General features: G+C 57.6%; 28 protein-coding genes and 3 tRNA genes. 8 read left to right on the forward strand and 23 right to left on the reverse strand.

Features of this window, described 5'->3' with window-relative positions:
- Positions 1-31: 31 nt before the first annotated feature.
- Genes fucK through fucR form a run of 3 tightly spaced genes read left to right on the forward strand, consistent with a single transcriptional unit; the run spans position 32 to position 2642 of the window.
- A complete protein-coding gene (gene fucK, locus HV127_RS01165) occupies positions 32-1450 on the forward strand; it encodes an L-fuculokinase (RefSeq protein ID WP_182234598.1) in 1419 nt (472 codons plus the stop codon).
- 1 nt (position 1451) lies between these two features.
- Positions 1452-1874: an L-fucose mutarotase gene (fucU, locus tag HV127_RS01170; protein WP_112213906.1), complete on the forward strand. Its 423-nt coding sequence runs from the start codon at positions 1452-1454 to the stop codon at positions 1872-1874.
- Positions 1875-1931: 57 nt separating this feature from the next.
- A complete protein-coding gene (gene fucR / locus HV127_RS01175; protein ID WP_181485067.1) occupies positions 1932-2642 on the forward strand; it encodes an L-fucose operon activator in 711 nt (236 codons plus the stop codon).
- Between the two features lie 61 nt (positions 2643-2703).
- Here fucR and rlmM read toward each other — a convergent pair whose 3' ends face one another.
- The 4 genes from rlmM to HV127_RS01195 all read right to left on the reverse strand — a co-directional run bounded on the left by rlmM (position 2704) and on the right by HV127_RS01195 (position 5708).
- Entirely contained in the window at positions 2704-3804 is a 1101-nt protein-coding gene (gene rlmM / locus HV127_RS01180) for a 23S rRNA (cytidine(2498)-2'-O)-methyltransferase RlmM (RefSeq protein ID WP_110275899.1), read from the reverse strand.
- Complete coding sequence (locus HV127_RS01185; RefSeq protein ID WP_112213909.1) at positions 3797-4192, reverse strand: DUF423 domain-containing protein; 396 nt, start codon at positions 4190-4192, stop codon at positions 3797-3799. Before HV127_RS01185 ends, rlmM begins: the two co-directional genes overlap by 8 nt.
- A gap of 19 nt (positions 4193-4211) precedes the next feature.
- Positions 4212-5129 carry a glycine cleavage system transcriptional regulator GcvA gene (gene gcvA / locus HV127_RS01190; RefSeq protein ID WP_182234600.1) on the reverse strand — a complete coding sequence of 306 codons (918 nt, stop codon included), beginning with the start codon at positions 5127-5129 and terminating at the stop codon, positions 4212-4214.
- A gap of 354 nt (positions 5130-5483) precedes the next feature.
- Positions 5484-5708, reverse strand: a complete 225-nt coding sequence (locus HV127_RS01195; protein ID WP_014226620.1) for a YgdI/YgdR family lipoprotein — start codon at positions 5706-5708, stop codon at positions 5484-5486.
- A gap of 197 nt (positions 5709-5905) precedes the next feature.
- Here HV127_RS01195 and csdA point away from each other — a divergent pair, with 197 nt between their 5' ends.
- The gene (csdA, locus tag HV127_RS01200) at positions 5906-7111 is read left to right on the forward strand and encodes a cysteine desulfurase CsdA (protein WP_182234602.1); all 1206 of its coding nucleotides are present in this window, start codon (positions 5906-5908) and stop codon (positions 7109-7111) included.
- Positions 7111-7542 (forward strand): cysteine desulfurase sulfur acceptor subunit CsdE, encoded by a 432-nt coding sequence (csdE, locus tag HV127_RS01205; RefSeq protein ID WP_182234604.1) that lies wholly within the window; start codon positions 7111-7113, stop codon positions 7540-7542. Before csdA ends, csdE begins: the two co-directional genes overlap by 1 nt.
- Before the next feature lie 96 nt (positions 7543-7638).
- Here the strand turns inward: csdE and tcdA are convergent, their stop codons facing one another.
- Entirely contained in the window at positions 7639-8460 is an 822-nt protein-coding gene (gene tcdA, locus HV127_RS01210; protein ID WP_182234606.1) for a tRNA cyclic N6-threonylcarbamoyladenosine(37) synthase TcdA, read from the reverse strand.
- Between the two features lie 100 nt (positions 8461-8560).
- Positions 8561-9658, reverse strand: coding sequence for a murein transglycosylase A (gene mltA / locus HV127_RS01215; protein WP_182234608.1), 1098 nt, complete (start codon positions 9656-9658; stop codon positions 8561-8563).
- Between the two features lie 211 nt (positions 9659-9869).
- On the opposite strand from mltA, the gene HV127_RS01220 reads away from it, so the two are divergent.
- The 3 genes from HV127_RS01220 to HV127_RS01230 all read left to right on the forward strand — a co-directional run bounded on the left by HV127_RS01220 (position 9870) and on the right by HV127_RS01230 (position 10191).
- A tRNA-Met gene (locus HV127_RS01220) sits at positions 9870-9946 on the forward strand.
- Between the two features lie 47 nt (positions 9947-9993).
- Positions 9994-10070, forward strand: a tRNA-Met gene (locus HV127_RS01225).
- Positions 10071-10114: 44 nt separating this feature from the next.
- Positions 10115-10191, forward strand: a tRNA-Met gene (locus tag HV127_RS01230).
- 97 nt (positions 10192-10288) lie between these two features.
- Here HV127_RS01230 and cobT read toward each other — a convergent pair.
- From cobT to HV127_RS01315, 17 genes are all read right to left on the reverse strand, one after another.
- A complete protein-coding gene (gene cobT, locus HV127_RS01235; protein ID WP_182234610.1) occupies positions 10289-11344 on the reverse strand; it encodes a nicotinate-nucleotide--dimethylbenzimidazole phosphoribosyltransferase in 1056 nt (351 codons plus the stop codon).
- A 74-nt stretch (positions 11345-11418) separates the two neighbouring features.
- A complete protein-coding gene (gene cobU / locus HV127_RS01240; protein WP_110275907.1) occupies positions 11419-11964 on the reverse strand; it encodes a bifunctional adenosylcobinamide kinase/adenosylcobinamide-phosphate guanylyltransferase in 546 nt (181 codons plus the stop codon).
- The gene (locus HV127_RS01245) at positions 11958-13481 is read right to left on the reverse strand and encodes a cobyric acid synthase (RefSeq protein WP_182234612.1); all 1524 of its coding nucleotides are present in this window, start codon (positions 13479-13481) and stop codon (positions 11958-11960) included. Before HV127_RS01245 ends, cobU begins: the two co-directional genes overlap by 7 nt.
- Positions 13478-14293, reverse strand: a complete 816-nt coding sequence (locus tag HV127_RS01250) for an energy-coupling factor ABC transporter ATP-binding protein (RefSeq protein WP_182234614.1) — start codon at positions 14291-14293, stop codon at positions 13478-13480. Before HV127_RS01250 ends, HV127_RS01245 begins: the two co-directional genes overlap by 4 nt.
- Positions 14294-14301: 8 nt before the next feature.
- The gene (locus tag HV127_RS01255) at positions 14302-14979 is read right to left on the reverse strand and encodes an energy-coupling factor ABC transporter transmembrane protein (RefSeq protein WP_142982688.1); all 678 of its coding nucleotides are present in this window, start codon (positions 14977-14979) and stop codon (positions 14302-14304) included.
- Positions 14966-15247 carry an energy-coupling factor ABC transporter substrate-binding protein gene (locus tag HV127_RS01260; protein ID WP_110275911.1) on the reverse strand — a complete coding sequence of 94 codons (282 nt, stop codon included), beginning with the start codon at positions 15245-15247 and terminating at the stop codon, positions 14966-14968. Before HV127_RS01260 ends, HV127_RS01255 begins: the two co-directional genes overlap by 14 nt.
- 1 nt (position 15248) lies before the next feature.
- Positions 15249-15995: a cobalt ECF transporter S component CbiM gene (gene cbiM / locus HV127_RS01265; protein ID WP_110275912.1), complete on the reverse strand. Its 747-nt coding sequence runs from the start codon at positions 15993-15995 to the stop codon at positions 15249-15251.
- Positions 15992-16705, reverse strand: a complete 714-nt coding sequence (locus HV127_RS01270; RefSeq protein ID WP_182234616.1) for a cobalt-factor II C(20)-methyltransferase — start codon at positions 16703-16705, stop codon at positions 15992-15994. Before HV127_RS01270 ends, cbiM begins: the two co-directional genes overlap by 4 nt.
- Positions 16702-17496 carry a sirohydrochlorin cobaltochelatase gene (locus tag HV127_RS01275; protein ID WP_182234618.1) on the reverse strand — a complete coding sequence of 265 codons (795 nt, stop codon included), beginning with the start codon at positions 17494-17496 and terminating at the stop codon, positions 16702-16704. Before HV127_RS01275 ends, HV127_RS01270 begins: the two co-directional genes overlap by 4 nt.
- Before the next feature lie 10 nt (positions 17497-17506).
- Positions 17507-18292 (reverse strand): cobalt-precorrin-6A reductase, encoded by a 786-nt coding sequence (locus HV127_RS01280; protein ID WP_182234620.1) that lies wholly within the window; start codon positions 18290-18292, stop codon positions 17507-17509.
- Positions 18289-19014, reverse strand: a complete 726-nt coding sequence (locus HV127_RS01285; RefSeq protein WP_182234622.1) for a precorrin-3B C(17)-methyltransferase — start codon at positions 19012-19014, stop codon at positions 18289-18291. The genes HV127_RS01280 and HV127_RS01285 overlap by 4 nt, the downstream gene beginning before the upstream one ends.
- Positions 19014-20069: a cobalt-precorrin 5A hydrolase gene (gene cbiG / locus HV127_RS01290; RefSeq protein WP_182234624.1), complete on the reverse strand. Its 1056-nt coding sequence runs from the start codon at positions 20067-20069 to the stop codon at positions 19014-19016. The genes HV127_RS01285 and cbiG overlap by 1 nt, the downstream gene beginning before the upstream one ends.
- Entirely contained in the window at positions 20050-20823 is a 774-nt protein-coding gene (locus HV127_RS01295; protein WP_182234626.1) for a cobalt-precorrin-4 methyltransferase, read from the reverse strand. The genes cbiG and HV127_RS01295 overlap by 20 nt, the downstream gene beginning before the upstream one ends.
- A complete protein-coding gene (locus tag HV127_RS01300) occupies positions 20816-21385 on the reverse strand; it encodes a decarboxylating cobalt-precorrin-6B (C(15))-methyltransferase (protein ID WP_182234628.1) in 570 nt (189 codons plus the stop codon). Before HV127_RS01300 ends, HV127_RS01295 begins: the two co-directional genes overlap by 8 nt.
- Positions 21375-21980, reverse strand: coding sequence for a cobalt-precorrin-7 (C(5))-methyltransferase (locus tag HV127_RS01305; RefSeq protein ID WP_182234630.1), 606 nt, complete (start codon positions 21978-21980; stop codon positions 21375-21377). Before HV127_RS01305 ends, HV127_RS01300 begins: the two co-directional genes overlap by 11 nt.
- Positions 21974-23113, reverse strand: a complete 1140-nt coding sequence (cbiD, locus tag HV127_RS01310; protein WP_182234632.1) for a cobalt-precorrin-5B (C(1))-methyltransferase CbiD — start codon at positions 23111-23113, stop codon at positions 21974-21976. The genes HV127_RS01305 and cbiD overlap by 7 nt, the downstream gene beginning before the upstream one ends.
- Complete coding sequence (locus HV127_RS01315) at positions 23110-23742, reverse strand: cobalt-precorrin-8 methylmutase (RefSeq protein WP_182234634.1); 633 nt, start codon at positions 23740-23742, stop codon at positions 23110-23112. Before HV127_RS01315 ends, cbiD begins: the two co-directional genes overlap by 4 nt.
- Between the last annotated feature and the right edge of the window lie 3 nt (positions 23743-23745).

Here is a 23745-nt window from a genome sequence, read left to right on the forward strand (position 1 = left end):
GCGCCATCCGGCGACGTTTATGGAGTTATATATGAAACAAGACGTCATCCTGGTTCTCGACTGCGGCGCCACCAACGTACGGGCGATTGCCGTTGACCGACAAGGAAAAATTATTGCCCGTGCCGCCACCGCAAACGCCAGCGATATTGCCGTGGAGAACAGCGCCTGGCACCAGTGGTCGCTGGAGGCCATTGTGCAACGCTTCGCACAGTGCTGTCGGCAGATTCGCAGCGAACTGTCCTCCTGTCGGGTTCGCGGCATCACGGTCACCACCTTCGGCGTCGATGGCGCGCTGGTTGATGAACACGGCGAGCTGCTCTATCCGGTGATCAGCTGGAAATGCCCGCGCACCGCAGCCGTTATGGAAAGTATCAGCCGTTTTATGCCCCCGCAGCAGCTCCAGCAAATCTCCGGCGTCGGCGCGTTTAGCTTCAACACCTTGTACAAGCTGATATGGCTGAAAGAGAACCACCCGCAGTTGCTGGAGCAGGCCCACGCCTGGCTGTTTATTTCCTCGCTCATCAACCACCGGCTGACCGGGGAATTCACCACCGATATCACGATGGCGGGCACCAGCCAGATGCTGGACATCCACCAGCGGGATTTCAGCACGGAAATCTTACAAGCCACCGGCCTGCCGCGCCGCCTCTTTCCCCGCCTGGTCGAAGCGGGCGAGAAAATAGGCACGTTGCAATCTGATGCCGCGAACTTGCTGGGCTTACCCACCGGTATTCCGGTTATCTCCGCCGGACACGACACGCAGTTTGCGCTGTTTGGCGCGGGCGCAGAGCAGGATGAACCGGTACTCTCATCCGGCACCTGGGAAATTCTGATGGTGCGCAGCGCCCAGGTCAACACGCCGCTGCTTAGCCACTACGCTGGCTCCACCTGCGAGCTGGATAGCCAGGTAGATCTCTATAATCCGGGCATGCAATGGCTGGCTTCCGGCGTGCTCGAATGGGTGCGCAAGCTGCTGTGGACGTCGGAAACGCCGTGGCAGACGCTGATTGAAGAGGCGCGAGTTATTCCTGAGGGTGCTGAAGGCGTGAAGATGCAATGCGACCTGCTCGCCTGCCAAAACGCGGGGTGGCAGGGCGTGACGCTCAACACCACTCGCGGTCATTTCTATCGCGCTGCGCTGGAAGGGTTAACGGAACAGCTTGCGCGCAACCTGCAAACGCTACAAAAAATTGGCCACTTTAAAGCGACCGAACTGCTGCTGGTCGGCGGCGGCAGCCGTAACGCGCTGTGGAATCAGATCAAAGCCAATATGCTCGATATTCCGATTAAGGTGCTGGATGATGCCGAAACCACCGTGGCCGGAGCGGCAATGTTCGGCTGGTACGGCGTCGGTGAATTTACCAGCCCGGAACGGGCCAGAGCGCAGGTGAGCTACGAATACCGTTATTTTTATCCGCAAACCGAACCCGAACTGATTGAGGGAATTTGAGATGCTAAAGACTATTTCACCGTTAATCTCCCCAGAACTGCTGAAAGTGCTGGCGGAAATGGGGCATGGGGATGAGATTATTTTTTCCGATGCCCACTTCCCGGCGCACAGCATGGGGCCGCAGGTGATTCGCGCCGACGGGCTGTTAGTTAGCGATCTGTTGAAAGCCATCATTCCGTTATTTGAACTCGACAGCTACGCCCCGCCGCTGGTGATGATGGCTGCGGTAGAAGGCGATACGCTCGACCCGCAGGTTGAAACGCGCTATCGCGATGCGCTTTCAGGCTCTGCACCCTGCCCCGATATCACCCGCATCGACCGCTTTGCCTTCTACGAGCGGGCGCAAAAAGCCTTTGCGATCGTTATCACAGGTGAGCGTGCCAAGTACGGGAATATTCTTTTAAAAAAAGGGGTAACGCCGTAATCTCATGCCGCAGCGCCCGTCCAATGCGGGCGCTCCTCGAACGCCAGGGTGAGAAAAATGAAAGCGGCACGACAGCAAGCGATTCTAGACCTGCTCATGAACCATACCAGCCTGACCACCGAAGCCTTATCGTTACAGCTTAACGTCAGCCGGGAAACCATTCGTCGCGACCTCAGCGAACTCCAGTCCCAGGGGAAAGTGCTGCGCAACCATGGTCGGGCAAAAGTGATTCATCGGGAAAACCAGGACAGCGGCGACCCTTTTCACATCCGTCTTAAAAGCCATTACGCCCACAAGGCAGATATCGCGCGTGAAGCCCTTGCGTGGATAGAAGAAGGGATGGTTATCGCCCTTGATGCCAGCTCAACCTGCTGGTATCTGGCCCGCCAGCTGCCGGATATCGACCTTCATGTGTTTACCAATAGCCAGCCGATTTGCCAGGAATTGAGCAAGCGCGAAAATATTCAGCTCACCTGCTCCGGCGGTACGCTCCAGCGCAAATATGGCTGTTACGTCAGCTCGTCGCTTATCTCGCAGCTCAAATCGCTGGAAATCGACCTGTTTATTTTTTCGTGTGAAGGCATCGATAGCGACGGCGCGCTTTGGGACTCGAATACGGTCAATGCCGATTTTAAATCGCTGCTGCTGAAGCGGGCTTCGCAATCGTTACTGCTGATTGATAAGAGCAAATTTAATCGTTCGGGGGAGGCGCGGATCGGCCATCTGAATGATGTGACGCATATTGTTTCTGATGTATCGCAGTCATAATGGCTATTTGCAGCGCCGGATGGCGGCTTAACGCTTTATCCGGCCTGCAAAATCGACAAAACTAGCGTTCGTCGCGACGACCACCGACGGCAGCCCACAGGCGGCGCACGTGAACGGTCACTTCTTCGCGATCGTGATACAGCTGGCGCGCCTGGATTTGCGCGTTAATGCCGTGCTCGTCCAGTTGCTCCTGAATATAAGCCAGGTTGCGCGATAGCTCTTCATAGCGTTTTTTCATCGGCAGCTTAAGGTTAAAGATAGTTTCACGACACCAGCCATTCACCAGCCACTGCGCCATTAGCGCCGACACTTTCGCCGGTTTTTCCACCATATCGCACACCATCCATGAGATGTTGTTGCGCGTCGGACGATATTTGAAGCCATCTTCACGCAGCCAGGTCACCTGCCCGGTATCCATCAGGCTTTGCGCCATCGGGCCGTTATCCACCGAGGAGACCCACATGTTGCGCTGCACCAGCTGATAGGTCCAGCCGCCGGGACAAGCCCCGAGATCTACCGCGTACATGCCGTTCGCCAGACGCTCATCCCACTCATCTGCCGGAATAAAGGTATGAAACGCCTCTTCCAGCTTGAGGGTTGAACGGCTCGGCGCGTCAGACGGGAATTTAAGGCGCGGAATACCCATATAGAACGGCGAGTTGTTATTGGACAACGAATAGCCGGTATAGCAGCAGCCGGGGGCGATAAAGAACACATGCACCACCGGGCGTTTCGGCGTTTCATAGTTGGTCAACACCCCCGCCTCGCGCAGCGCCGCACGCAGCGGTACTGTAAACTTACGGCAGAACTTCATCAGCTCTTTGCTTTCGTTGGTATCAGCGACCTCAACGCGCAGATCGCCGCCTTTTTCGACCACGCCCTGCAGCATCCCGACAATCGGAGTGATCCTGTCTTCCGGCGGCAGGTCGCGCAGCAGCTCGCTGACAACAAACATCTGACGAGCAAACACCAGCGAACTGAACGGCAGTTCACGCACCAGCTTTTCGCCGTCTTCAGCCTGATAGCACTCAAAAATTACATAGCCGGAGTCGTCTTTGACTCGGGCAAAACCAAATACCTCAAGGCGGCCAGCCTTATCGGTAATTTCTGCTGCGCACTCTTTCTCAAACCCAGGGCGACAATAGAGGACAACTTTATTCATGAACAACGCCCTTACGTTTCAGACGAATTGCACCAATTAACATTAATACCCAACCGGCAAGGAAGCAGACGCCTCCCACCGGCGTAACGAACGCCCACAGGCGTAAATGCGATAGCGCCAGACAGTACAGGCTGCCGCTAAAAAGAACGGTACCGAGCGCCATAAACACGCTGCTCCAGTAAAACCAGATGCTGATACGGCGCTGCATCGCCACCGCCAGACCAAAAATTGCCAGCGTGTGGAAAGCCTGATATTGCAGGCCGGTATGGATCCAGCCCATTTCCACAACGCCCATCGTTTTACTTAAAACATGCGCACCAAAAGCGCCCAGAGCCACAAAGATAAAACCGCTTATCGCGGCGAATATCAGCATAAAACGGCTGGTCATGTGATTACCCTACAATGATTTATTGTTCGTAACGAAAGCGAAATTTTTCTTGTTCATTAGCCGCTTTTGCCAGAATCCACTGGCGGAAGGCAGCTATTTTACCCAGTTCAGCCTGACTGTCATGACAAACGAGATAAAACGCATTCTTGCTGACCAGAACATCATTAAACGGGCAGACCAAACGGCCTGCCTCAATCTCGGACTGCGCCATCACGTTGTTGGCCAGAGCGACACCTTGTCCATGGATTGCGGCCTGCAGCACCATTGCGCTGTGGCTAAAAATCGGTCCCTGTTGCACATTAATATGGTTTAGACCCAACTGGCGGGTATAAGTTTGCCAGTCGCGACGGGAAGCATCGTGTAACAGCGTATGTTGCGCCAGATCGGCAGGTGTTTTCAACGCTTTGTCACCAGTAAGCAACAATGGCGAGCAAACCGGGAGCAGACATTCGGCGTATAATTTTTCAACGCGCAGCCCCGGCCAGTTGCCGCGGCCATAAAAAATCGCCACGTCGACATCATCCGCCAGCTTGTCTTCCTGACGGTCTACCGCCTGGATTCTGACATCGATTCCCGGATAAGCTGAGTTAAAGCTTGTGAGTCTCGGCACCAGCCACTGTATGGCAAAACTGGGCAGCATACTGACGGTCAACGCCCCTTTTGCACTTCGTGCCTGAAGCTTGCGGGTCGCCTCGGTGAGCTGGGAAAAAATATCTTTAATATCCTGAAAATAGCTCTGTCCCTCTTCCGTCAAAAGAAGAGAACGATTGCGTCGACGGAACAGCTTGAGGCCGAGGAAATCCTCCAGGGACTTGATTTGGTGGCTGACTGCGGCCTGGGTCACAAAAAGCTCATCGGCGGCGCGAGTGAAGCTAAGATGACGTGCGGCTGCATCAAAAACACGTAATGCATTCAGAGGTGGCAAACGCTTTGACATAGTTATTCTGGCTTAGATGTTAAGGCAATTTAACAAACAGGAAACAACAGTTAACCTATTAGTTTTTTTTATCTGAGCCATTATAATTTGTCCGTTGAGGTTCTACCAGCAAATACCTATAGTGGCGGCACTTCCTGAGCCGGAACGAAGAGCTTTTTTTGGAATGCGTGTTCCAACAAGCTTTTGGCTTACGGTTGTGATGTTGTGTTGTTGTGTTTGCAATTGGTCTGTGTGTGCGGACCATGGTAGCTAAGCTACCCCTTTTTCACTTCCTGTACATTTACCCTGTCTGTCCATAGTGATTTAATGTAGCACCGCAATGCGCGGTGCTTTTTTTTGCCTGCTAAATGTCAATCACTTATCCAGTTCGCCCAACTGTTTTACATCTGAGCGATTAATCTGCTGCTTGTTTCCCCAGGCATCTTTGTAGGAAATCATCCCGGTATCATTGTCCGTTTGCGGTTTCCCGTCCGTCACAATGGTGCGCCCGTCATTAGTGTGCATCACGTAGTTGGAAGAACAGGCGCTCAGACCGAAGGTCAGCACACAGGCAGAAATAATGGCGGCAGTCTTATTCATTTTCATCTTTCTCTCCTTACGACTATTTATACTGTTTATGATTCATTCATCACCAGGTTAAAACGCAAACCCAACACTATTCAGCATAACCATCTTTTACACCGCCGAAGTCACATTCAGAAAATTCCACTCGTTAGCACAAACCTTGTATCGCCAGCCGATTTGCGCGACGATCGCCGAATCAAAATGAGGAGCTCATGAACGCATTCAACCCCGTCCAATTTCGCGCCCAGTTCCCGGCGCTGGCCGATGCTGGCGTCTATCTTGATAGCGCAGCAACGGCGCTTAAGCCGCTGGCGGTAATCGAGGCCAGCGACCAGTTTTATCGGCTCAGCGCGGGTAACGTCCATCGCAGCCAGTTCGCCGCTGCTCAACGCTTAACCGAACGCTATGAAGATGCGCGCGAACGCGTGGCGGCGCTGCTTAACGCCCCTTCCGGCAAAGATATTGTCTGGACGCGCGGCACCACTGAGTCCATCAATATGGTGGCGCAGAGCTACGTCCGTCCGCGTCTGAAGCCGGGCGATGAAATTATCGTCAGCGAAGCTGAGCATCACGCCAATCTGGTTCCGTGGCTGATGGCCGCAGAGCAGACCGGAGCCCGGGTGGTGAAGCTTCCGCTTGCGGCCAATCGCCTGCCGGATGTGGCTCAACTGAGTTCCCTGATTACGCCGCGCAGCCGGGTGCTGGCTATCGGCCAGATGTCCAACGTCACCGGCGGCTGTCCGGATCTGGCGTTGGCGATTGATCTGGCCCACGCTGCCAATATGGTAGTGATGGTGGATGGCGCGCAGGGCGCGGTGCATTTCCCGGCGAACGTACAGGCGCTGGATATCGACTTTTATGCCTTCTCGGGTCATAAGCTTTACGGGCCAACCGGCATCGGCGCGCTGTATGGCAAAAGCAAACTGCTGGCCGAGATGTCGCCCTGGCTCGGCGGCGGGAAAATGATTACTGAAGTCACCTTCGACGGCTTTAAAACCCAGCCTGCGCCTTACCGCTTCGAAGCAGGAACGCCGAATATCGCCGGAGTGATTGGCCTGAGCGCGGCGCTGGAGTGGCTGGAAGAAACCGATATTGCCCAAGCGGAAAGCTGGAGCCGCAGCCTGGCAACGCTGGCGGAAGAGGAGCTGGCAAAGCGTCCGGGCTTCCGTTCCTTCCGCTGCCAGGACTCCAGCCTGCTGGCGTTTGATTTTGACGGCGTGCACCATAGCGACATGGTCACGCTACTGGCGGAGTCCGGCATCGCATTGCGGGCCGGTCAACACTGTGCTCAGCCGCTGCTGGCGGCGCTTGGCGTCAGCGGTACCCTGCGAGCCTCGTTTGCGCCTTATAATACGCAAGACGATGTTTATGCGCTGGTGCACGCCGTTGACCGCGCCCTGCAAATACTGGTGGATTGATGACGACTTCTCACCCTTTTGGTACCCGCATTACTGAAGAGGCCTTGCGCCAGACCTTCGCTCCACTCACCCAGTGGGAGGATAAATACCGCCAGCTGATTTTACTCGGTAAGCAGCTTCCGGCGCTGCCGGACGATCTGAAAGCCCGTGCCAAAGAGATTGCCGGGTGTGAAAACCGCGTCTGGCTGGGCTATTTCATTGATGCCGAGGGCAAACTGCATTTCTACGGCGATAGCGAAGGCCGCATTGTGCGCGGCATGCTGGCGGTGTTATTAACCGCCATTGAGGGGAAAAACGCCGGGGAACTGCTGGCACGGGACCCGCTGACGCTGTTTGATGAGCTGGGACTACGCAGTCAGCTCAGCGCCTCGCGCAGCCAAGGGCTGAATGCGCTGAGCGAGGCTGTTCTCACCGCCGCCCGCGAGGTTTAAGCTCACCCCGGGGGCGGCGCTTGACGCGCCTTGCCCGGGCTACGGGTTAGTGCGATTTTGTAGCCCGGACAGGTGCGCAGCACCGCCTCCGGGGAATTACCCGACAGAAGCCGCCGCTTCACGCGCCATCTTCGCCAGCATTTTCTTCAATGCATGGGAGACGGCGACAAAACCAAAGGTCGCGGTCACCATCGTTGCCGCGCCAAATCCGGATGCGCAATCCATCCGTTTTGGACCCTCGGCGGTGCTTTTCATCGCGCACACGCTGCCGTCTGCCTGCGGATACACCAGCGCTTCAGTGGAAAAGACGCAATCAATGCCCAGCTTACCTTTACTGTTCTTCACCACCCCAAACTGGCTTTTTAGCCGCTCGCGCAGCTTGGCTGCAAGCGGGTCCTGGATGGTTTTAGCCAGATCGGCGACCTGAATTTGCGTCGGGTCGATTTGCCCACCCGCACCGCCAGTGGTCACCAGCGGCACCTTATAGCGACGGCAGTAAGCGATCAACGCCGCTTTCGGGCGCACGCTGTCGATGGCGTCAATCACGTAGCTAAAGCCGACGCCGAGATACTCCGCGACGTTTTCCGGGGTGACAAAATCGTCCACCACCGTCACCCGACACTCGGGGTTGATCAGGCGAATGCGTTCCGCCATCACCTCGGCTTTCGCCAGCCCGACGTTACCGCCCAGAGCGTGGATCTGGCGATTGGTGTTAGTCACGCAGACATCATCCATATCGATAAGGGTAATCGCGCCAATCCCAGTTCTCGCCAGCGCTTCCGCCGCCCAGGAACCTACGCCGCCAATACCGACCACGCAGACATGCGCATCGGCAAAACACTGCAGCGCTTTTTCACCATATAAACGCACCGTACCGCCAAAACGCTGACGCCAGGCATCGCTGATTACAACAGACATAAAACCTCAGAATAAGTGGAAATTCCCGGAGGCGGCGCGTTGCGCCTGTCCGGGCTACCAGACCAACCGTAGTACCGGGGAATATTCCCGGAGCTGCGCGTTAACCGCTAAAGACGTTGCCAGCGCCCGGCGCGCTTTTCAGCACCCATACGCGACCATAGTGGTTATACCAACCGGCACGATGCCCGGCATCTGCGCCAATGCCCTGGTAAATATCAAAGTGCTGACCCTTAATCGCACCGCCAACGTCCAGAGCAACCATTAAGCGCAACTCGTACTGGCCGTTAAACTTACCGTTATTATCCAGTAGCGGCACTTCCGCCAGCAGCGTGGTTCCCGCAGGAATAATCGAACGATCGGAGGCGACCGATGCACGGCCAATCAGCGGCACCGCGCTGGCGCCTTTCACCGGCGCGAAAGACTGCGGCTTAAAGAAGACGAACGACGGGTTCTGCTCCAGCAGTTCACGAACTTCCGCCTCGCTGTGCTTTTCACCCCATTCGCGGATCGCCTGCATCGACATATCTTCACGCTTCACTTCGCCGCGATCGATAAGCACCTTACCGATGCTGTAATAGGACCAGCCGTTTTTCCCGGCATAGCTAAAGAAGTTCAGCGGCGAACCGTCGCCAAAATCAATATAGCCGCTGCCCTGCACGTCCATTATAAAGTTGTCCATCAGCGAGTTGCTGTAGGCCAGGATGTAGTTGTCGCTCAGAGCACCCGCGTAAATGCTGGCGCGGGACGGCAGCTTACCGCGCTTGGGCGGCATACGGTAAATCGGATATTGGAACTCGCCCTGGCGAGTATGGCGCGCCTGCACCACCGGCGTGTAGTAGCCGGTAAACTGGACGTTACCGTAGTTGTCCGTCCCCTGCATCTGCCAGGCATCGATACCAAACTGGCTCAGCGTGCGGGTATCACCGCCGGAGCGCAGCCAATCCTGCAACGCGTTGTAGACGTTGCTCTGACTATTATAGAGGCGCGGCGAGGCGCTACGGATTTTGCTCACCTGCTCGGAGAAGTCACCAGCGTTAATCGGTGAGCCGACCGCATCAGGTTGGTTAACCAATGAAAACGGCTGGGTGAGTTTGCCTTCATTATACTGCTGACCGCGATCGGTCGGTTTTGAGGAACAGGCGGCCAGCATTGCCAGCATTGCCCCTGTTACTGCGTATTTTGCCCAACGTCCTTTCATGGTATCTCTTCTTTATGCAACTAAGCCCGGGTGCGTGATGAAGATAACAAACCCCCAGGGCTAATGAAATGCGCTTAGGCACGGCAAAGACAGTTTTGCGCAAAAAACAGACTAACAATGCTTCCATATGCATCAATTCTTACAAAATTGACGATTTCTATGAAAAAGGGTTGCATCAAAACGTTAGCAGAGTATAGTGCGCTTCCACGGACGCGGGGTGGAGCAGCCTGGTAGCTCGTCGGGCTCATAACCCGAAGGTCGTCAGTTCAAATCTGGCCCCCGCAACCAATTAAAATCAGAGAAGTAACGTTACTCGATGGAAGAGTAATGACGGACGCGGGGTGGAGCAGCCTGGTAGCTCGTCGGGCTCATAACCCGAAGGTCGTCGGTTCAAATCCGGCCCCCGCAACCAATTAAAATCTGATGCAAGTTTACTCGATGAAGAGTAAAGACGGACGCGGGGTGGAGCAGCCTGGTAGCTCGTCGGGCTCATAACCCGAAGGTCGTCGGTTCAAATCCGGCCCCCGCAACCAACATCATAAACACCCTCAAGGGTGTTTTTTTGTTTCTGCGTTCCGCAAATCCCAGACCTTTCACGGGAACGGCTTAGCACCGTCCCCGCAAATCTCCTCAGCCTTTTGGCAACACAATATTGCTTGCCGCCAGCATGCCCATATCGTGGTACATCGCACAGGCCGCTTCGACAATTGGCATGGCCAGCGCCGCGCCGCTGCCTTCTCCCAGGCGCATACCCATATTGAGATACGGATCCAGCTCCAGGTGCATCAGCGCCGTGCGTGCGCCCTTCTCTGCCGAATAGTGCGACGGTATCAGATAGGGTTTCACTTCCGGCGCAATTCGGCACGCCGCCAGCGCCGCCGCGTAAGACAGGAAGCCATCGAGCAGTACCGGCAATCCACAGGAAGCCGCGCCCAGCATCACGCCCGCCATCCCCAATAAATCAAAACCGCCTACTTTCGCCAGCACGTCCAGACCATCATTCGCGTCAGGCTGGTTAACGGCGATGGCTCGACGCACCACTTCCACTTTGTTACCGACTTTGGTCAGCGGTAAATTCGCGCCAATCCCCACCACTTCTTGCGCATCGCTACCGGTCAGAACGCTGACAATCGCCGCCGCCGGGGTAGTATTCGCCATCCCCAACTCACCAACGCCAAACAGCGTGACGCCATCTTCCGCCAGCCCACGGGTATAGCGAATCACCTCCAACAGCAGCTCTTCGGCCTGACCACGGCTCATTGCCGGGCCGACGGCGATATTTCCGCAACCACGCGCCACGCGCATATTGATAACGCCAGGAATCAGCTCGGCATCAATCCCGACGTCAATCACATGCATTTCCGCCCCTGCTTGCGCCGCCAGCACGCAAACGCCGGTCTTGCCCAGCGTCATATTCGCCGCCTGAATCGCAGTCACCACTTTGGGCGAAATCGCCACCCCTTCATCCCAAACGCCGTGGTCGGCGCACATCACCAGCAGCGCCTTCTTTTTCACCTGCGGCACGCCTTCAAGACCGGGCATTCCCGCGAGCTGTACGGCCAGGTCTTCAAGGCGTCCAAGGCTTCCCGGCGGCTTAAGCAGGCCATCAATATGGAGTTGCGCGCGCGCCATTGCATTTTCATCAAGCGCAGGGATCGCGCCCAGTAGAGAGGTTAAGCTTTGCATTGAAATTCTCGTCATGTTGGCTGGCTCATGGCAGAGCCAGCAGGAAGAATAACTCCCGGTACGGAGCGCCTGATTTATTTGATTTTTACGCCAATGCCCGACACCACCAGCCAGACCTCATCCGCCGCCGCCGCAAGGCGCTGATTCACCCGCCCGGCGATATCGCGGAAATGGCGGGCCAGACGGTTTTCCGGCACGATCCCCATCCCCACCTCATTGGTTACCAGCACCACGTGAGCCGGGCAGCGCTGACAGGCGGCAATCAGCACCGCGATTTCGGCGTCAATAGCCCGCTCCATCGCCGCGTAATCCCAGCCGTCCGGCGAACTGTCGCCGCCCAGCGCAAACAGCAAATTGGTGACCATGGTGGTAATACATTCCAACAAGATCGCTTCTTCGGGATGGTTATCCGGCGTTATCAGCTCATCAAGCTGCTGCCAGCGCTCAGCCGTGCGCCAGTGCGCGGGCCTGCCGTCGCGGTGGTGCTGGATCCGCGCCGCCATCTCATCATCAAAAATCTGCGAAGTGGCGATGTACAGCACCTGCGGCGAGTGGGCGATCAGCGCTTCGGCGTGACGACTTTTACCGCTGCGCGCCCCGCCAGTGACTAAAGTCAGCATACGGGCTCCTGATGCTGGCGCATGATGGCGTAGATTTTTTCGATATCAATATTCTGGCGCATCGCGTCGGCCAGTAGATCGAACTGCTGGGATTTGTACTGCGCATACTGGAAGTCACTATCGAGCGCCGCCAGACCTTTACGCTGGCGCAGGCCGTTAACCAGCGCGCGGGTGAATTCATCGCTATCAAACAAGCCATGAAGATAGGTACCAAACGCCAGACCATCGTCGCTCACCGCGCCGTCCGCCACGCTCAGCCCGTTTTTATGTAATTGCATCAACGAACGGCAGCCGTCGTGCAGCTCGGTCTCGCCCATATGAATTTCATAGCCGCGTACGGCAAGCCCTGCAGTTTCCGCCAGCCACTCCGGCAGCGCTGGAGCCAGTGTCGCCGTGACCTGAGTGGTGGTTTTGTGCTGTGCGAAGTGGGTCACGGTATTGAGCAACCCTAGCCCGGGCTGGGTGCCAAGTCCCGATTCCACCTCATCAATAATGGTTTCGCCGAGCATCTGGTAGCCGCCACAAATCCCCAGCACCGGCACGCCCTGACGCCGGGCCTGCAGCACCGCGTGCGCCATCCCGCTTTCGCGCAGCCAGAGCAGATCGCCGAGCGTATTTTTGCTGCCCGGCAGGATCACCATATCCGCGCCCGCCAGTTCCTGCGGCTGGCGAACATAGCGCACGCGAACGTCCGGCTGAGCCGCCAGCGCGTTGAAGTCGGTAAAGTTGGAAATATGCGGTACCTGGACCACGGCAATCTCAATGTCACGCTTATCGGTGCGCAGGTATTTGCCTTTTTGCAGCGCCACGCCGTCTTCGTCTTCGAGATCAACATCCAGCCACGGCATCACGCCGAGCACCGGGACGTTGGTCAGCGCTTCTATCTGCTCGATACCCGAGTAAAGCAGCGTCACGTCGCCGCGAAATTTGTTAATGATCACCCCTTTGACCCGCGCACGTTCGTGGTCGTGCAGCAGTGCGAGGGTGCCGTAAATGGAGGCGAAGACGCCACCGCGGTCGATATCCGCCACGAGGATCACCGGGCACTGCGCCATTTCGGCCATGCCCATATTGACGATGTCGCGGTCGCGCAGATTGATCTCCGCCGGGCTGCCCGCCCCTTCCAGCACCAGCACATCATGCTCGGCTGCCAGGCTGTTATAGACCGAAAGGATCTGCTCGCGCAGTCGCGGCTTGTATTCGTGATAGCTCACCGCGTCCATATCGGTCGCCACCTTGCCCATCAGCACCACCTGGGCTTTGCGGTCGCTGGTCGGCTTGAGCAGCACCGGGTTCATACGCACATCCGGGGCAATGCCGGCTGCTTCAGCCTGGAAAATCTGCGCACGCCCCATCTCTTTGCCATCCGGCGTGATACCGGAATTGAGTGCCATATTCTGCGATTTAAACGGCGCGGTACGCTGCCCGTCCTGATAAAAAATACGGCACAGCCCCGCCACCAGCACGCTTTTACCGACGTCAGAAGCGGTGCCCTGTAACATAATTGCCAGCGTCATGACGCCTCCTTCATTGCATGATTTCGCATCCGCTCAAAAAACTCGTCTTCGGTTTTGCACAGCGGCAGCCCCAGCTGCGCATGCAGTTTCACCAGCCACGGCTGGGTGAGTCCAGCTTGCGTCATTAACTCGCTGCGGGAAAATACCTCGCCGGGTTCACCGTGCGCCAGCACTTCGCCACGACGCAAAACGTAAACCGCATCGCTGACTTCATAAATCAGATCGATATCGTGGCTGGAGATCACCACGTGGTTGCCTTGATCGACAATGCGCTTAATGATGTCGATCATCTGCGCGCGCCCGGAGGGATCGAGGCCCGCTGTGGGCTCATCAAGCAGTAAATAGCGTGCCTGCAGCACCAGCGCGCCGGCAATCGCCACGCGTTTTTTCTGCCCGTGGCTCAGGCACTGAATCGGCTGCTGGCGAAAAGACTGCGCATCAACCAGGGTCAGCGCATCGTCCACCCGGCGGGCAATTTCATCTTCCGCAACGCCCAGGTTGCGCAGGCTGAAGGCGATATCGCTGTCGATATCGGTATAAAAGATCTGCTGATCCGGATCCTGAAATACGGTCGCCACCTGTTGACGCAGCGCCAGCAGGCCGCGCTTGCCGTAATCCAGCGGCTTTCCTTGCCACAACACCGCCCCTTTTTGCGGGCGCAGCAGGCCGCTCAGGTTCATAAAAAGCGTGGATTTTCCGCAGCCGTTTGCCCCCACCAGCCCGGTCACGGAGTGGTGAGAAAAATCCAGCGTCAGCCCCTTCAGCACCAGCTCATCCTGATAGCGAAACCAGAGATCGGTCGTGGCAAGCATACTTATCCTTAGAGGTGAAAATCACCCTGGTACAGTTTGATATCCAGCGTGGTGCTCATTTGTTGGTAGCGGATCATCACCCGGGTAAACAGCAACCCCACCAGCATCGCCAGCGAGCGATAGCCTTTCGGCACGCTACGGTAGCCAAAACGCAAAGTTTGCGCACGGTGAATCGCCAGCGCTTCGTCCAACAGAATAAAAATAAAGCGCCAGGTCAGCAGGATTTGCTCGGTCAACAGTCGTGGTACCCGACCGCGCTTAAGCAGCAAAATCAGCTGCGGGAACGGCAGGTTCAGCACCAGCCAGAAGGTTGACGCCAGCGCCGCCAGGCTGCGCCAGAAGGTCTCATTAGCGGTGTTCAGCCCCGCTGACGTGATGCCCAGCCAGTAGCTTCCCAGCGGAACGCTCACCAGCAGAGCATGCGGGTCGCGGCTGATGCTAAACAGAATGGTCAGCACGCCGATCAACAGGAAGCCGAACGGTAGCGCCATCCAGCGGCACCAGCGCCATAATGAAACCCGCAGCAGCCAGCAGGTCAAGGCGGCAATCAGCACCATTTCAATACCCTGCCCCAGCGGAGGCAGGGTAAAGGCCAGCACCATCAGCAGCAGCCAGAACAGAAACTTGCGCTCTGGCGCGACGTGAAACCAGCGGCTTTGATAGCTTAGTCTGTCAAACCCGGTCATCACGGCGTTGTCTGCCTTTGCTGTAGCCCAAAATATAGAAAATCACCGCCGCGCCAAGAGAGCCCTGTAGCGTAAACAGCAGACTTTCAATCTCCCCGCTCGCCGGTTCGTACAGCGGCTGGAACCATGGCTCATAGTGCGGTGCAACCACCTGAATCTGGCTCTCCGCCTCGCCGTCCGAACCGCCATATTCCCCGCCGTGATTAATAAAGAACGGCAGGATCACCAGCGCCACTACCATCGCTAACAATATCAGCGTCTTTTTCATGTTAATGCCCCTGTGCGGTCTGTGCGGTGATCAGCTGACGTTTGGTCAACTGGTCGTAGATCATGACGGTTAACAACCCTTCAGCGATGGCGATCGGGATCTGCGTCAGGCAGAAGATCCCCATGAATTTGACGATCGAGCCGGTTGCGCCCGCCGTCGGATCCGGGAAGGCCACGCCAAGCTGCACGGAGGTGACAAAGTAGGTCACCAGATCCGCCAGCATCGCGCAGAGAAAGACCCCGACATCGCGGCGAATCCCCGCCCGGCAGGCCATTTTCCACACCATATAGCCGACCACCGGCCCAATCACCGCCATCGACATGCCGTTAGCGCCGAGCGTTGTCAGCCCGCCATGCGCCAGCAGCAGCGCCTGGAACAGCAGCACGATAGCGCCAAGGATCGCCACCACGCCCGGCCCGAACAGAATGACCGCCAGGCCGACGCCGGTCGGGTGCGAACAGCTGCCGGTGACGGAAGGAATTTTCAGCGCCGAGAGCACAAAAATAAACGCTCCGCACAGAGCCAGCAGTACCTTCTGGTTGTTATCTTCCTGCACGATACGGCGCAGGCGCACCAGCCCGTACCACAGGCAAGGCAGAAACAGCAGCCACCATGCCAGGGCCCACATCGGGGGTAAAAATCCCTCCATGATGTGCATCGCGAAGGCCTTTTCGGGAACCACTATCAGCAATAGCGCCGCAGCTAACCCGCTGAAAGACAGCTGTTTTAGCTGTTGTTCAAGTTTCATTCTGCATACTCCCACTGTTTATTCACCAGGATGGTCGAAAAATAGGGCAGCGGCTGTTCGTCGCTGACATCATTCAGATGACGCCAGCACTGTTCGCCGGGCAGCGTGGCCTCGGACATCATCAGCGCGGCATCGAGCAGGCCGTTTTTCTCCAGCAGCACTTTAATGCGGGGGAAACGGCCATACACTTTCATCAGCACCAGGCTTTCATGCTGGCGCAGCGCCTGTTCAATTTCTTCTTCCGGCGCGGTGCAGGAGACCACCGCCAGCGACTGTTGCTCCATAGCCAGCGGCGTTTTTGAACGCGCGGCAATGGCGGCGAAAGAGGTGACGCCGGGAACAATCTCCAGCCAGTTCGCACAGCCGATACGCTGGAGTAAGAACACCCAGGTGCTGAACAACATGGCGTCGCCGAGGGTAATAAACCCGACCTGTTTACCCGCCTCCACTTCGTGCACCAGCGCAGCGGCAACTTCGTCCCAGACCGCCTCTTTTTCCGCACTGTCAGCGCTCATCGGAAAATGGCAGCAGCGTACTTCGGTCTGTTCGCCGATATATTCACGCACGATGGAAAGCGCCAGGCTGTCACCGCCTTTACGTCCGGCGGGGGCGTAGAGAATATCCAGTTTGCCAAGAATGCGCGCCGCGCGAACGGTAATCAGGTCGGACGCGCCCGGCCCGGTGCTCAGGGCATACAGTTTGCCGCTCATGCCGCTTCCTCCATCGCCAGATTCAGCGCCTGCTGTAGATGGGCGACGAACATTGCGCGCACCGCCGGGTTCTCTCCCAGCCCGCTAAGCCACGGCGTCGCCGGAATACCGGCGGCGTTGAACAACGTTTTCCAGGAGTCCTCTTCATCGGAGGCCATATCGTTGATGGCATGATCGCCCGCCACCAGCATCAACGGCATCAGGTGAACGCCGGTAACCTCCTGCTGGCGCAGGCTGTCGATAAGAATGTCAACTTCTGGATAACTTTCGACTGCCCCAACCCGCGCCGGAAAGCGCTGGGCGGTCATCATATGGTCCAGACAGGCGTAGGCGGCGAAGGCGTGATGACTGGCACCGTGCCCCATAAAGACCACCGTTTCTTTCTCAGCAAGCGGCGGCATCTGCTGACGCAGTGCGTGCATCAGTTGAACATAATCGTCATGGCTGCTCAGCAGCGGCGCGCCCAGCGTCAAGCGGGCGAATAGCGGGCGCATGCTTTGCACTTCGCGAACGATCTTTTCGTATTCATCGCCGTTAATGATGTGCAGCGACTGAATCGCCACATCCTGATAGCCCTGTTCGGCGAGCTTCTGCAAAGCCTGCAACGGCGTATCAATCTCGATACCATCACGCTGCTTGAGCTTGCGAATAATCATCCCGGAGGTAAAGGCGCGAAACGTGTCGCGGTCAGGACAGCTGGCCGCCAACTCACGCTCGCAGGCGACAATGTTCTTTTCACAGGTGTCGGGATAGCTGGTGCCAAAACTGATCACCAGAAGCGCTTTTTTCATTTCTGACTCCTTAAGCAGCGGCCAGCCAGCGCGCTAAGCGTTGGGCAAAGGCAGCCTGACTTTCCAGTAACTCTTCACCCGTCACCAGCGGTGCCGGGCGCGTAATCACGATGCAGGGGATACCGGCATCAAGACAGGGTTGTACTTTTTCCTGATAGCCGCCTTCCGCGCCGGAGGCCTTGGTGATCACCACATCGGCGCGGCACTGGCGGTAAAAAGCGGCGTTAAACTCGGCGCTGAACGGCCCGCATAGCGCGAAGATCTCGCCGACGCCAAAGCCAAGCTCAGCGCACTGCGCGATAACATCGGGAACGGGCAGTACGCGAGCCAGCAGCGTTTTTTCACCTAATCCTGCCCGCCAGCGCGCCAGATCTTTGCTTCCCGTGGTGAGCAATACGCGCTGACCAAAGCCCCGCGCCACATCGCAGGCTTCTTCGATGCTCTGCACGGTATAAAGCTGTGGATGCGTCAGGTTGCTAAGCTGTTCCGGGCGCTGATAGCGGCTGAGCAACACGCCAGCGATTTCACAGGCGCGGATGATGTTACGACTCACCACTTCGGCGTAAGGGTGCGAAGCGTCAATGACCCAGCGAGTACGGTTGGCCTTTAGCCAGGCAACCATCTCCTCCAGCTCAAGTCGCCCGCAGCGAACCTGACCCTGAATATCGCCTGCCAGCTGCTGGCCGGTCGGCGTTGCCACCGACAGGGTGTATTTGACCTGCGCCGCGTCCAGCTGTTGGCATAGCGCCCGCGCGTCGCTGGTTCCGCCCATGACCAGCACTTCGCCAAAGCTCACAGCACATAGCCTCGCGGCGTGATCATCAGGCCATCCTGTATATAGGTCGCTTTATTACCTACGATCACCAGGCTGGTCATATCGACGGGTTCAAAATCCATCTCCCCCAGGGTGGTCAGCCATTTTTCCTGCTTTTTGCGCCCGGCGGATTTCACTACGCCCACCGGCGTTTGTGCGCTTTTTCTGGCAGACAGCAGTTCAAAGGCACGGGCCAGATGTCCTTCGCGGCCGCGGCTGCGCGGGTTGTAAAAACAGATAACGAAGTCGGCTTCACCTGCGGCAACAATTCGTTTTTCAATCACCGGCCACGGCGTCAGCAGGTCGCTGAGGCTGATATGGCAGAAGTCGTGCATCAGCGGTGCGCCCAGTAGCGAGGCGGCGGCGATACTGGCGGTCATCCCTGGAATAAGGCGGACTTCTACGTCGAGCTTCTGTTTGCTCACCAACTCCAGCACCAGTCCCGCCATGCCGTAAATACCGGCGTCGCCGCTGCTAATCAGCGCCACGTTATGCCCGGCCTGCGCCAGCTCAATCGCCGCCTGGCAGCGTTCAATCTCTTTACACATCCCGGTTTTAATCACCTGCTTATCGCCGGTAAAGGCTTTCACCAGGTGGGTGTAGGTTTTATAACCCACGACGATTTCCGCCGCCTGTAACGCCTCAATCGCTTCCATAGTCATCATTGACTGTGAGCCAGGGCCAATCCCGATTACGCTTAACATCAGTGTGAAACTCCCAAAGTAATAGTGACGCCCTGTTCGCGCAGGGTTTCGCCCAACAGTTGCCCATGGCTCAGCAGCCACGCCGCCGGACCCGATACGCTCCCAACCCCCACCGTTTGGCGAACAAACGAGGACGCAGGGAAATGATGTTCATGCTCACGCAGCGCGTCAGCGGTAAAGGTTTCAAACGGCACGCGACAGCAGGAGGCCAGCTGGATCAGCCCCTGCTCGTGTTTCTTCAGCGTGACGCTGCCGATGGCTTTCAGGGCCAGCGGATCGAGGCGCTGCGCTTCAAGCTGGCGCGCCAGCAGCGCCGCTAACAGCGGAAACGGCGTATCGCGGCGGCAGCCGATGCCCGCAACGACGCGCTGCGGCACCAGCTTCCAGTGCGGCACGGCGATCTCCGGCAGCTCGTTGCGCAGAGTGATGCAAATAAGCGCATCCAGTTCGGGAAGCTGATTCAGGTCAGAAACGGTAATAAACCCACGCCGGTCGCAGTGATTGACATCTTCATCCAGCTCTTCATCCCACCACAGGCCGACGCGCTGATGGCTGACTAGCATCTGGTTAATGATTTTCACCGCCGCGCGGAAGTCGGTCATCCGCGCGTTAAGCTGGAATGCCAGGGTATCGAGGGCCGCCATATCGTTAACGTCGGTGGCGGTGGTGATCACCGGATCGGCACCGAGCATTCCCGCCAGATAGCGGCTCAGAGCATTAGCCCCGCCCGCGTGACCGGAGAGCAGGCTGATGACGTGCTGCCCGCGTTCATCGATCACCACCACCGCTGGATCGCTGAACTTGTCATTAACCAGCGGCGCCAGCACGCGCACCGCGATACCGGTCGCACCGATGAAAATCAGCGCCGAGTAGCTGCTGAAGGCCTCGCGCGCGGCGTTGGCGAAGCCGTTTTCAAAGGGTAGAAACCCCTCCTCCAGCAGCTTCTCGCTGGTAAAGCAGGTTAACGGCAGCATTGCCGCCAACCTTTTCGCCAGCAAGACACCTCCGGGGGTCAAGCAGAAAAGAGCGATAGATTCAGGCTTTACGGTATTCATGGCTAAAGTCCGCCGCGTAGAGTTTTGAGTAGTGATACTCGTCCCCAAGGAAATTCCCGACCAGAATGAGCGCCGTTTTACGGATCCCTGCATCGCGGACCTTGTCGCCGATATCGGCCAACGTGCCGCGCACGGTCTGGCTTTCCGGCCAGGTCGCTTTATAGATAACCGCCACCGGCGTGGTGGCCGGGTAGCCGCCTTCAATCAGGCGTTCCGCCACCCGATGAATGCGCTGCACCGAGAGATAAATCGCCATTGAGGTCTGGTGGCTGGCAAACGCTTCAAGCTGCTCGCGTTCCGGCACCGGCGTGCGCCCTTCAAGACGGGTAATAATCAGACTCTGAGAGACTTCCGGCACGGTGTACTCGACGCCCAACTCCGCCGCCGCGCCCAAAAATGCGCTGACGCCCGGCACCACCTGCCAGTCGATACCGCGTTTAGTCAGCTCTTCACCCTGCTCGCGTACCGAACCGTACAGCGAGACGTCTCCGGTCTGTAAACGCACCACCGTTTTCCCGGCTTTTACGCCCGCTTCCATCAGGTCGAGAATTTGCTCCAGATGCAGTTCGGCGCTGTCGTGGCACTCAGCTCCTGCCGGGCAATACTCCAGTAATTCGGTGTTTATCAGCGAACCGGCGTAGATCACCACCTGGGCCTGCTGCAACAAGCGGTAACCCTTGAGGGTAATCAGCTCACGGTCGCCCGGCCCTGCGCCAACGAACCACACACTACGGGGGTCAAATGTCTCAGCCATGGTTTTCTTCCTTCTGACAGGCGATAACAAAAACGGGATTATTCGGTTTGAAATAGTGGCCGCTGCCAAGCCGGGTCAGCGACGAAACGTTAAGCTGGAGGCAATCGACCTGTTCGATCCCCCGTTGTTGCAGATAGTCGAGGGCGGAGTTCAGGTTCTCTTGCAGAATAAAGGTCATCACCAGACGACCGCCGGGATAGAGCTGCTGCCAGGACCAGTCAATCAGTTCCCCAAGATGGCCGCCGCTGCCGCCCATAAAAATGGCGTCGGCCCGTTCAGTTATCACCATCGGCGCTTCGCCGGGCAAGATCTCAATGTTGCCGCAGGCGAAGTGCTGGCGATTTTCGTCCAGCAGTTGCAGAGCCGCCGGGTTGCGTTCGACCGCCGTCACCTGTAGCGAGGGGTATTGCAACGCCGCCTCAATCGACACGCTGCCGGTACCGGCGCCGATATCAATCAGGTGGCTTGCCCGGTGCAGTTCAAGTTTGGCCAGCGCCAGCGCGCGAACCGCTTCTTTGGTCATCGGCACTTTCTCGCCGCGCAGAAAAAGCTCATCTTTCATCGAGGATCACCACCGCGTTCATTTCATATTCAGCGTCGACCTCACTAACCGGCAGCCAGTGAATGCGCTCATTTTCCATCGCCAGATTTTCGCCAATCACCATCCAGCGATACCCTTTTCCCCGCGCCGTCAGCTGGGCGGCAATTTCACGCGGCCCGCAGCGTCCGTCGGTCACCATCGCCACTTTGCTGTGGCGAGCCAGCTCATCGAAAGAGACCTCTCGCCCGTGACTGCTGGTCAGCCAGATATCGTTCATATCGATTCCGGCGCGGGCGCACAGGTATTGCACCGCGCTGATACCGGGGATAATGCGCACGCGTTCGATGCCAAAGTGGGCAATCAGCCGCGTGCCGATGCCGTAAAACAGCGGGTCGCCGGAGGCCAGCACCACCACTTGCTGCGCTTCACGCTCTTCGAGCCATTCCAGCAGCTCGGCAATATTGGCACCCAGCGCAAACTGCTCGCCGTGAAATTCAGGGAACTGCAATAGATGCCGCTTGCCGCCAACCAGGGCGTCTGCCGTCGCCACCGCCTCACGCGCCGCGGGCGTCATCAGATGCAGGCCCGACGGCCCCATGCCGACAACCGTTAACATGACATCTCCCGAGCGATCTCTTCGACCGGGCGATTGCTGCCGAGAACCTTGTTATCAAAGGAGAACATGATGGCGTCGCAGGTGGGCGGCGTTTTGGTAAAGCGCAGCATCTGCATCACCCGCAGGCAGATGCGCTCGGCAAGATGGTCGTAGATATGCTGAAAACCGTATGCGTCGATATGCTCCATCGCCGCTTCAGTGGTATCGCATTCGCTGACCAGCCGCAGCAGCTCCAGCGGCGCGCCGAGCAGCGCCAGGTGCGCGACGAGCGTTTCCATGCGCGCATCGGCAATATGGCTGTGGGTGTGGAAAATACCGGCGGCAATTTTAATCAGCTTGCCGGGATGGCCGATCAGCACAATCTGGCGGAAACCAAGGCGCACGGCCTCTTCAATCATGTAGCCGACAAAGTTGCTCATGGTGACCACCACCTGAGAATCAATCCCCATCTGCTCGCGAACAAAGCGCTCGCCGTGGTTGCCCGGCACCAGCACCACGCGCTCCAACCCCGCCGCGCGTTTGATCTCCAGCTCCAGCGACAGCGAACGCTTCCAGCTCTCCTCCGACATTGGCGTGACGATCCCGGTGGTACCGATAATCGAGATGCCGCCTAAAATACCGAGCCGTGAGTTGTAGGTTTTCTGCGCCCGCTCTTCGCCTTCCGGTGCGAAAATTTCTACCGCCGCCCCGCGCGATGGGCCAATCGCTTCGCGCACCGCTGACTCAATGGTGTGGCGCGGAGTACGGTTAATTGCCGGACTGCCGATGGGCAGGCCAATCCCTTTGCGCGTCACGGTGCCGACGCCTTCACCGCCGCGCAGAGTGATGTCGCCGGAGTCATCAAGGGTCACACGAGCAAAAATCATCATCCCGTGGGTGGCATCAACATCGTCGCCGCCGTCTTTACGAATCGCGGCAATCGCCTGCTGTCCTTCGACGTGCGGCGACTCGACGTTAAGACACAGCGTCACGCCGGACGGGGTAATAATCGAGACCTGATGAATCAGATGCTGGCGCATCACCATCAGCGCCGCGACTTTTGCCGCCGCCGTCGCGCAGGAGCCGGTGGTATAGCCTTTACGCAATGCCTTGCCGTTGTGCCACACCGGGGAGTCGAAGGATTGCTCGCTCATCGCGCCCCCTGCTGGTGATACAGAATGGCGTTGACGATAGCCGCGGCGACGTTGCTACCGCCTTTGCGACCCAGAGCGGCAATGGCTGGCAGGTTGCTTTGCGTCAGGGCCTCTTTCGATTCCGCCGCGCCGACGAAACCAACCGGCACGCCAATCACGCCGTTCACCGCGACATCATGCTCAAGCAGACGAAACAGCGCGGTGGGGGCATTGCCGAAAACAAACACCTTCTCGCCCTCTTCGGTAACCGCGATGTCAACCGCCGCCATCGAGCGGGTCATCCCCTGCGCTTTCGCCTCCGCCACTACGCGCGGATCGCTGATATAGCAGCGGCACTCGCCACCGGATTTAGCCAGCAGGGTTTTATTAATCCCGGAGAGCGCCATGGTGGTATCGGTATACAGGGTGCAGGGCTGGCTCAGGGCTGCGCTGAGGCGCTCAAGAACATCGGGGGAAAACCACAGAATATCCAGCCAGTCAAAATCGGCGGTGGTGTGGATCACCCGTTTGATAATGGCTTCATGCAGCGGGCTGGCAAAGCGGTAGTCCGGGCGAGTTTCTGCAATAATGTCGCCAATAATGTCGAAGCTTTTCGCCTCAATCGCCTGTGGTTGCTGGATATAGTGCATTTA

It is taken from the genome of Klebsiella sp. RHBSTW-00215, from assembly GCF_014103785.1.
GTDB lineage: Bacteria > Pseudomonadota > Gammaproteobacteria > Enterobacterales > Enterobacteriaceae > Klebsiella.

Excerpts from the sequence above, each read along its gene's own strand:
- csdA (WP_182234602.1), top strand. The coding sequence starts at position 5,906 with ATGAACGCATTCAACCCCGTCCAATTTCGCGCCCAGTTCCCGGCGCTG.
- cbiM (WP_110275912.1), bottom strand. The coding sequence starts at position 15,995 with ATGAAACTTGAACAACAGCTAAAACAGCTGTCTTTCAGCGGGTTAGCT.
- HV127_RS01305 (WP_182234630.1), bottom strand. The coding sequence starts at position 21,980 with ATGTTAACGGTTGTCGGCATGGGGCCGTCGGGCCTGCATCTGATGACG.
- HV127_RS01185 (WP_112213909.1), bottom strand. The coding sequence starts at position 4,192 with ATGACCAGCCGTTTTATGCTGATATTCGCCGCGATAAGCGGTTTTATC.
- cbiG (WP_182234624.1), bottom strand. The coding sequence starts at position 20,069 with ATGAATACCGTAAAGCCTGAATCTATCGCTCTTTTCTGCTTGACCCCC.
- HV127_RS01245 (WP_182234612.1), bottom strand. The coding sequence starts at position 13,481 with ATGACGCTGGCAATTATGTTACAGGGCACCGCTTCTGACGTCGGTAAA.
- HV127_RS01260 (WP_110275911.1), bottom strand. The coding sequence starts at position 15,247 with ATGAAAAAGACGCTGATATTGTTAGCGATGGTAGTGGCGCTGGTGATC.
- HV127_RS01250 (WP_182234614.1), bottom strand. The coding sequence starts at position 14,293 with ATGCTTGCCACGACCGATCTCTGGTTTCGCTATCAGGATGAGCTGGTG.
- HV127_RS01270 (WP_182234616.1), bottom strand. The coding sequence starts at position 16,705 with ATGAGCGGCAAACTGTATGCCCTGAGCACCGGGCCGGGCGCGTCCGAC.
- HV127_RS01195 (WP_014226620.1), bottom strand. The coding sequence starts at position 5,708 with ATGAATAAGACTGCCGCCATTATTTCTGCCTGTGTGCTGACCTTCGGT.
- HV127_RS01300 (WP_182234628.1), bottom strand. The coding sequence starts at position 21,385 with ATGAAAGATGAGCTTTTTCTGCGCGGCGAGAAAGTGCCGATGACCAAA.
- gcvA (WP_182234600.1), bottom strand. The coding sequence starts at position 5,129 with ATGTCAAAGCGTTTGCCACCTCTGAATGCATTACGTGTTTTTGATGCA.
- cobT (WP_182234610.1), bottom strand. The coding sequence starts at position 11,344 with ATGCAAAGCTTAACCTCTCTACTGGGCGCGATCCCTGCGCTTGATGAA.
- cbiD (WP_182234632.1), bottom strand. The coding sequence starts at position 23,113 with ATGAGCGAGCAATCCTTCGACTCCCCGGTGTGGCACAACGGCAAGGCA.
- cobU (WP_110275907.1), bottom strand. The coding sequence starts at position 11,964 with ATGCTGACTTTAGTCACTGGCGGGGCGCGCAGCGGTAAAAGTCGTCAC.
- HV127_RS01255 (WP_142982688.1), bottom strand. The coding sequence starts at position 14,979 with ATGACCGGGTTTGACAGACTAAGCTATCAAAGCCGCTGGTTTCACGTC.
- rlmM (WP_110275899.1), bottom strand. The coding sequence starts at position 3,804 with ATGAATAAAGTTGTCCTCTATTGTCGCCCTGGGTTTGAGAAAGAGTGC.
- tcdA (WP_182234606.1), bottom strand. The coding sequence starts at position 8,460 with ATGTCTGTTGTAATCAGCGATGCCTGGCGTCAGCGTTTTGGCGGTACG.
- HV127_RS01275 (WP_182234618.1), bottom strand. The coding sequence starts at position 17,496 with ATGAAAAAAGCGCTTCTGGTGATCAGTTTTGGCACCAGCTATCCCGAC.
- HV127_RS01315 (WP_182234634.1), bottom strand. The coding sequence starts at position 23,742 with ATGCACTATATCCAGCAACCACAGGCGATTGAGGCGAAAAGCTTCGAC.
- fucK (WP_182234598.1), top strand. The coding sequence starts at position 32 with ATGAAACAAGACGTCATCCTGGTTCTCGACTGCGGCGCCACCAACGTA.
- HV127_RS01285 (WP_182234622.1), bottom strand. The coding sequence starts at position 19,014 with ATGTTAAGCGTAATCGGGATTGGCCCTGGCTCACAGTCAATGATGACT.
- mltA (WP_182234608.1), bottom strand. The coding sequence starts at position 9,658 with ATGAAAGGACGTTGGGCAAAATACGCAGTAACAGGGGCAATGCTGGCA.
- csdE (WP_182234604.1), top strand. The coding sequence starts at position 7,111 with ATGACGACTTCTCACCCTTTTGGTACCCGCATTACTGAAGAGGCCTTG.
- HV127_RS01295 (WP_182234626.1), bottom strand. The coding sequence starts at position 20,823 with ATGGCTGAGACATTTGACCCCCGTAGTGTGTGGTTCGTTGGCGCAGGG.
- fucR (WP_181485067.1), top strand. The coding sequence starts at position 1,932 with ATGAAAGCGGCACGACAGCAAGCGATTCTAGACCTGCTCATGAACCAT.
- fucU (WP_112213906.1), top strand. The coding sequence starts at position 1,452 with ATGCTAAAGACTATTTCACCGTTAATCTCCCCAGAACTGCTGAAAGTG.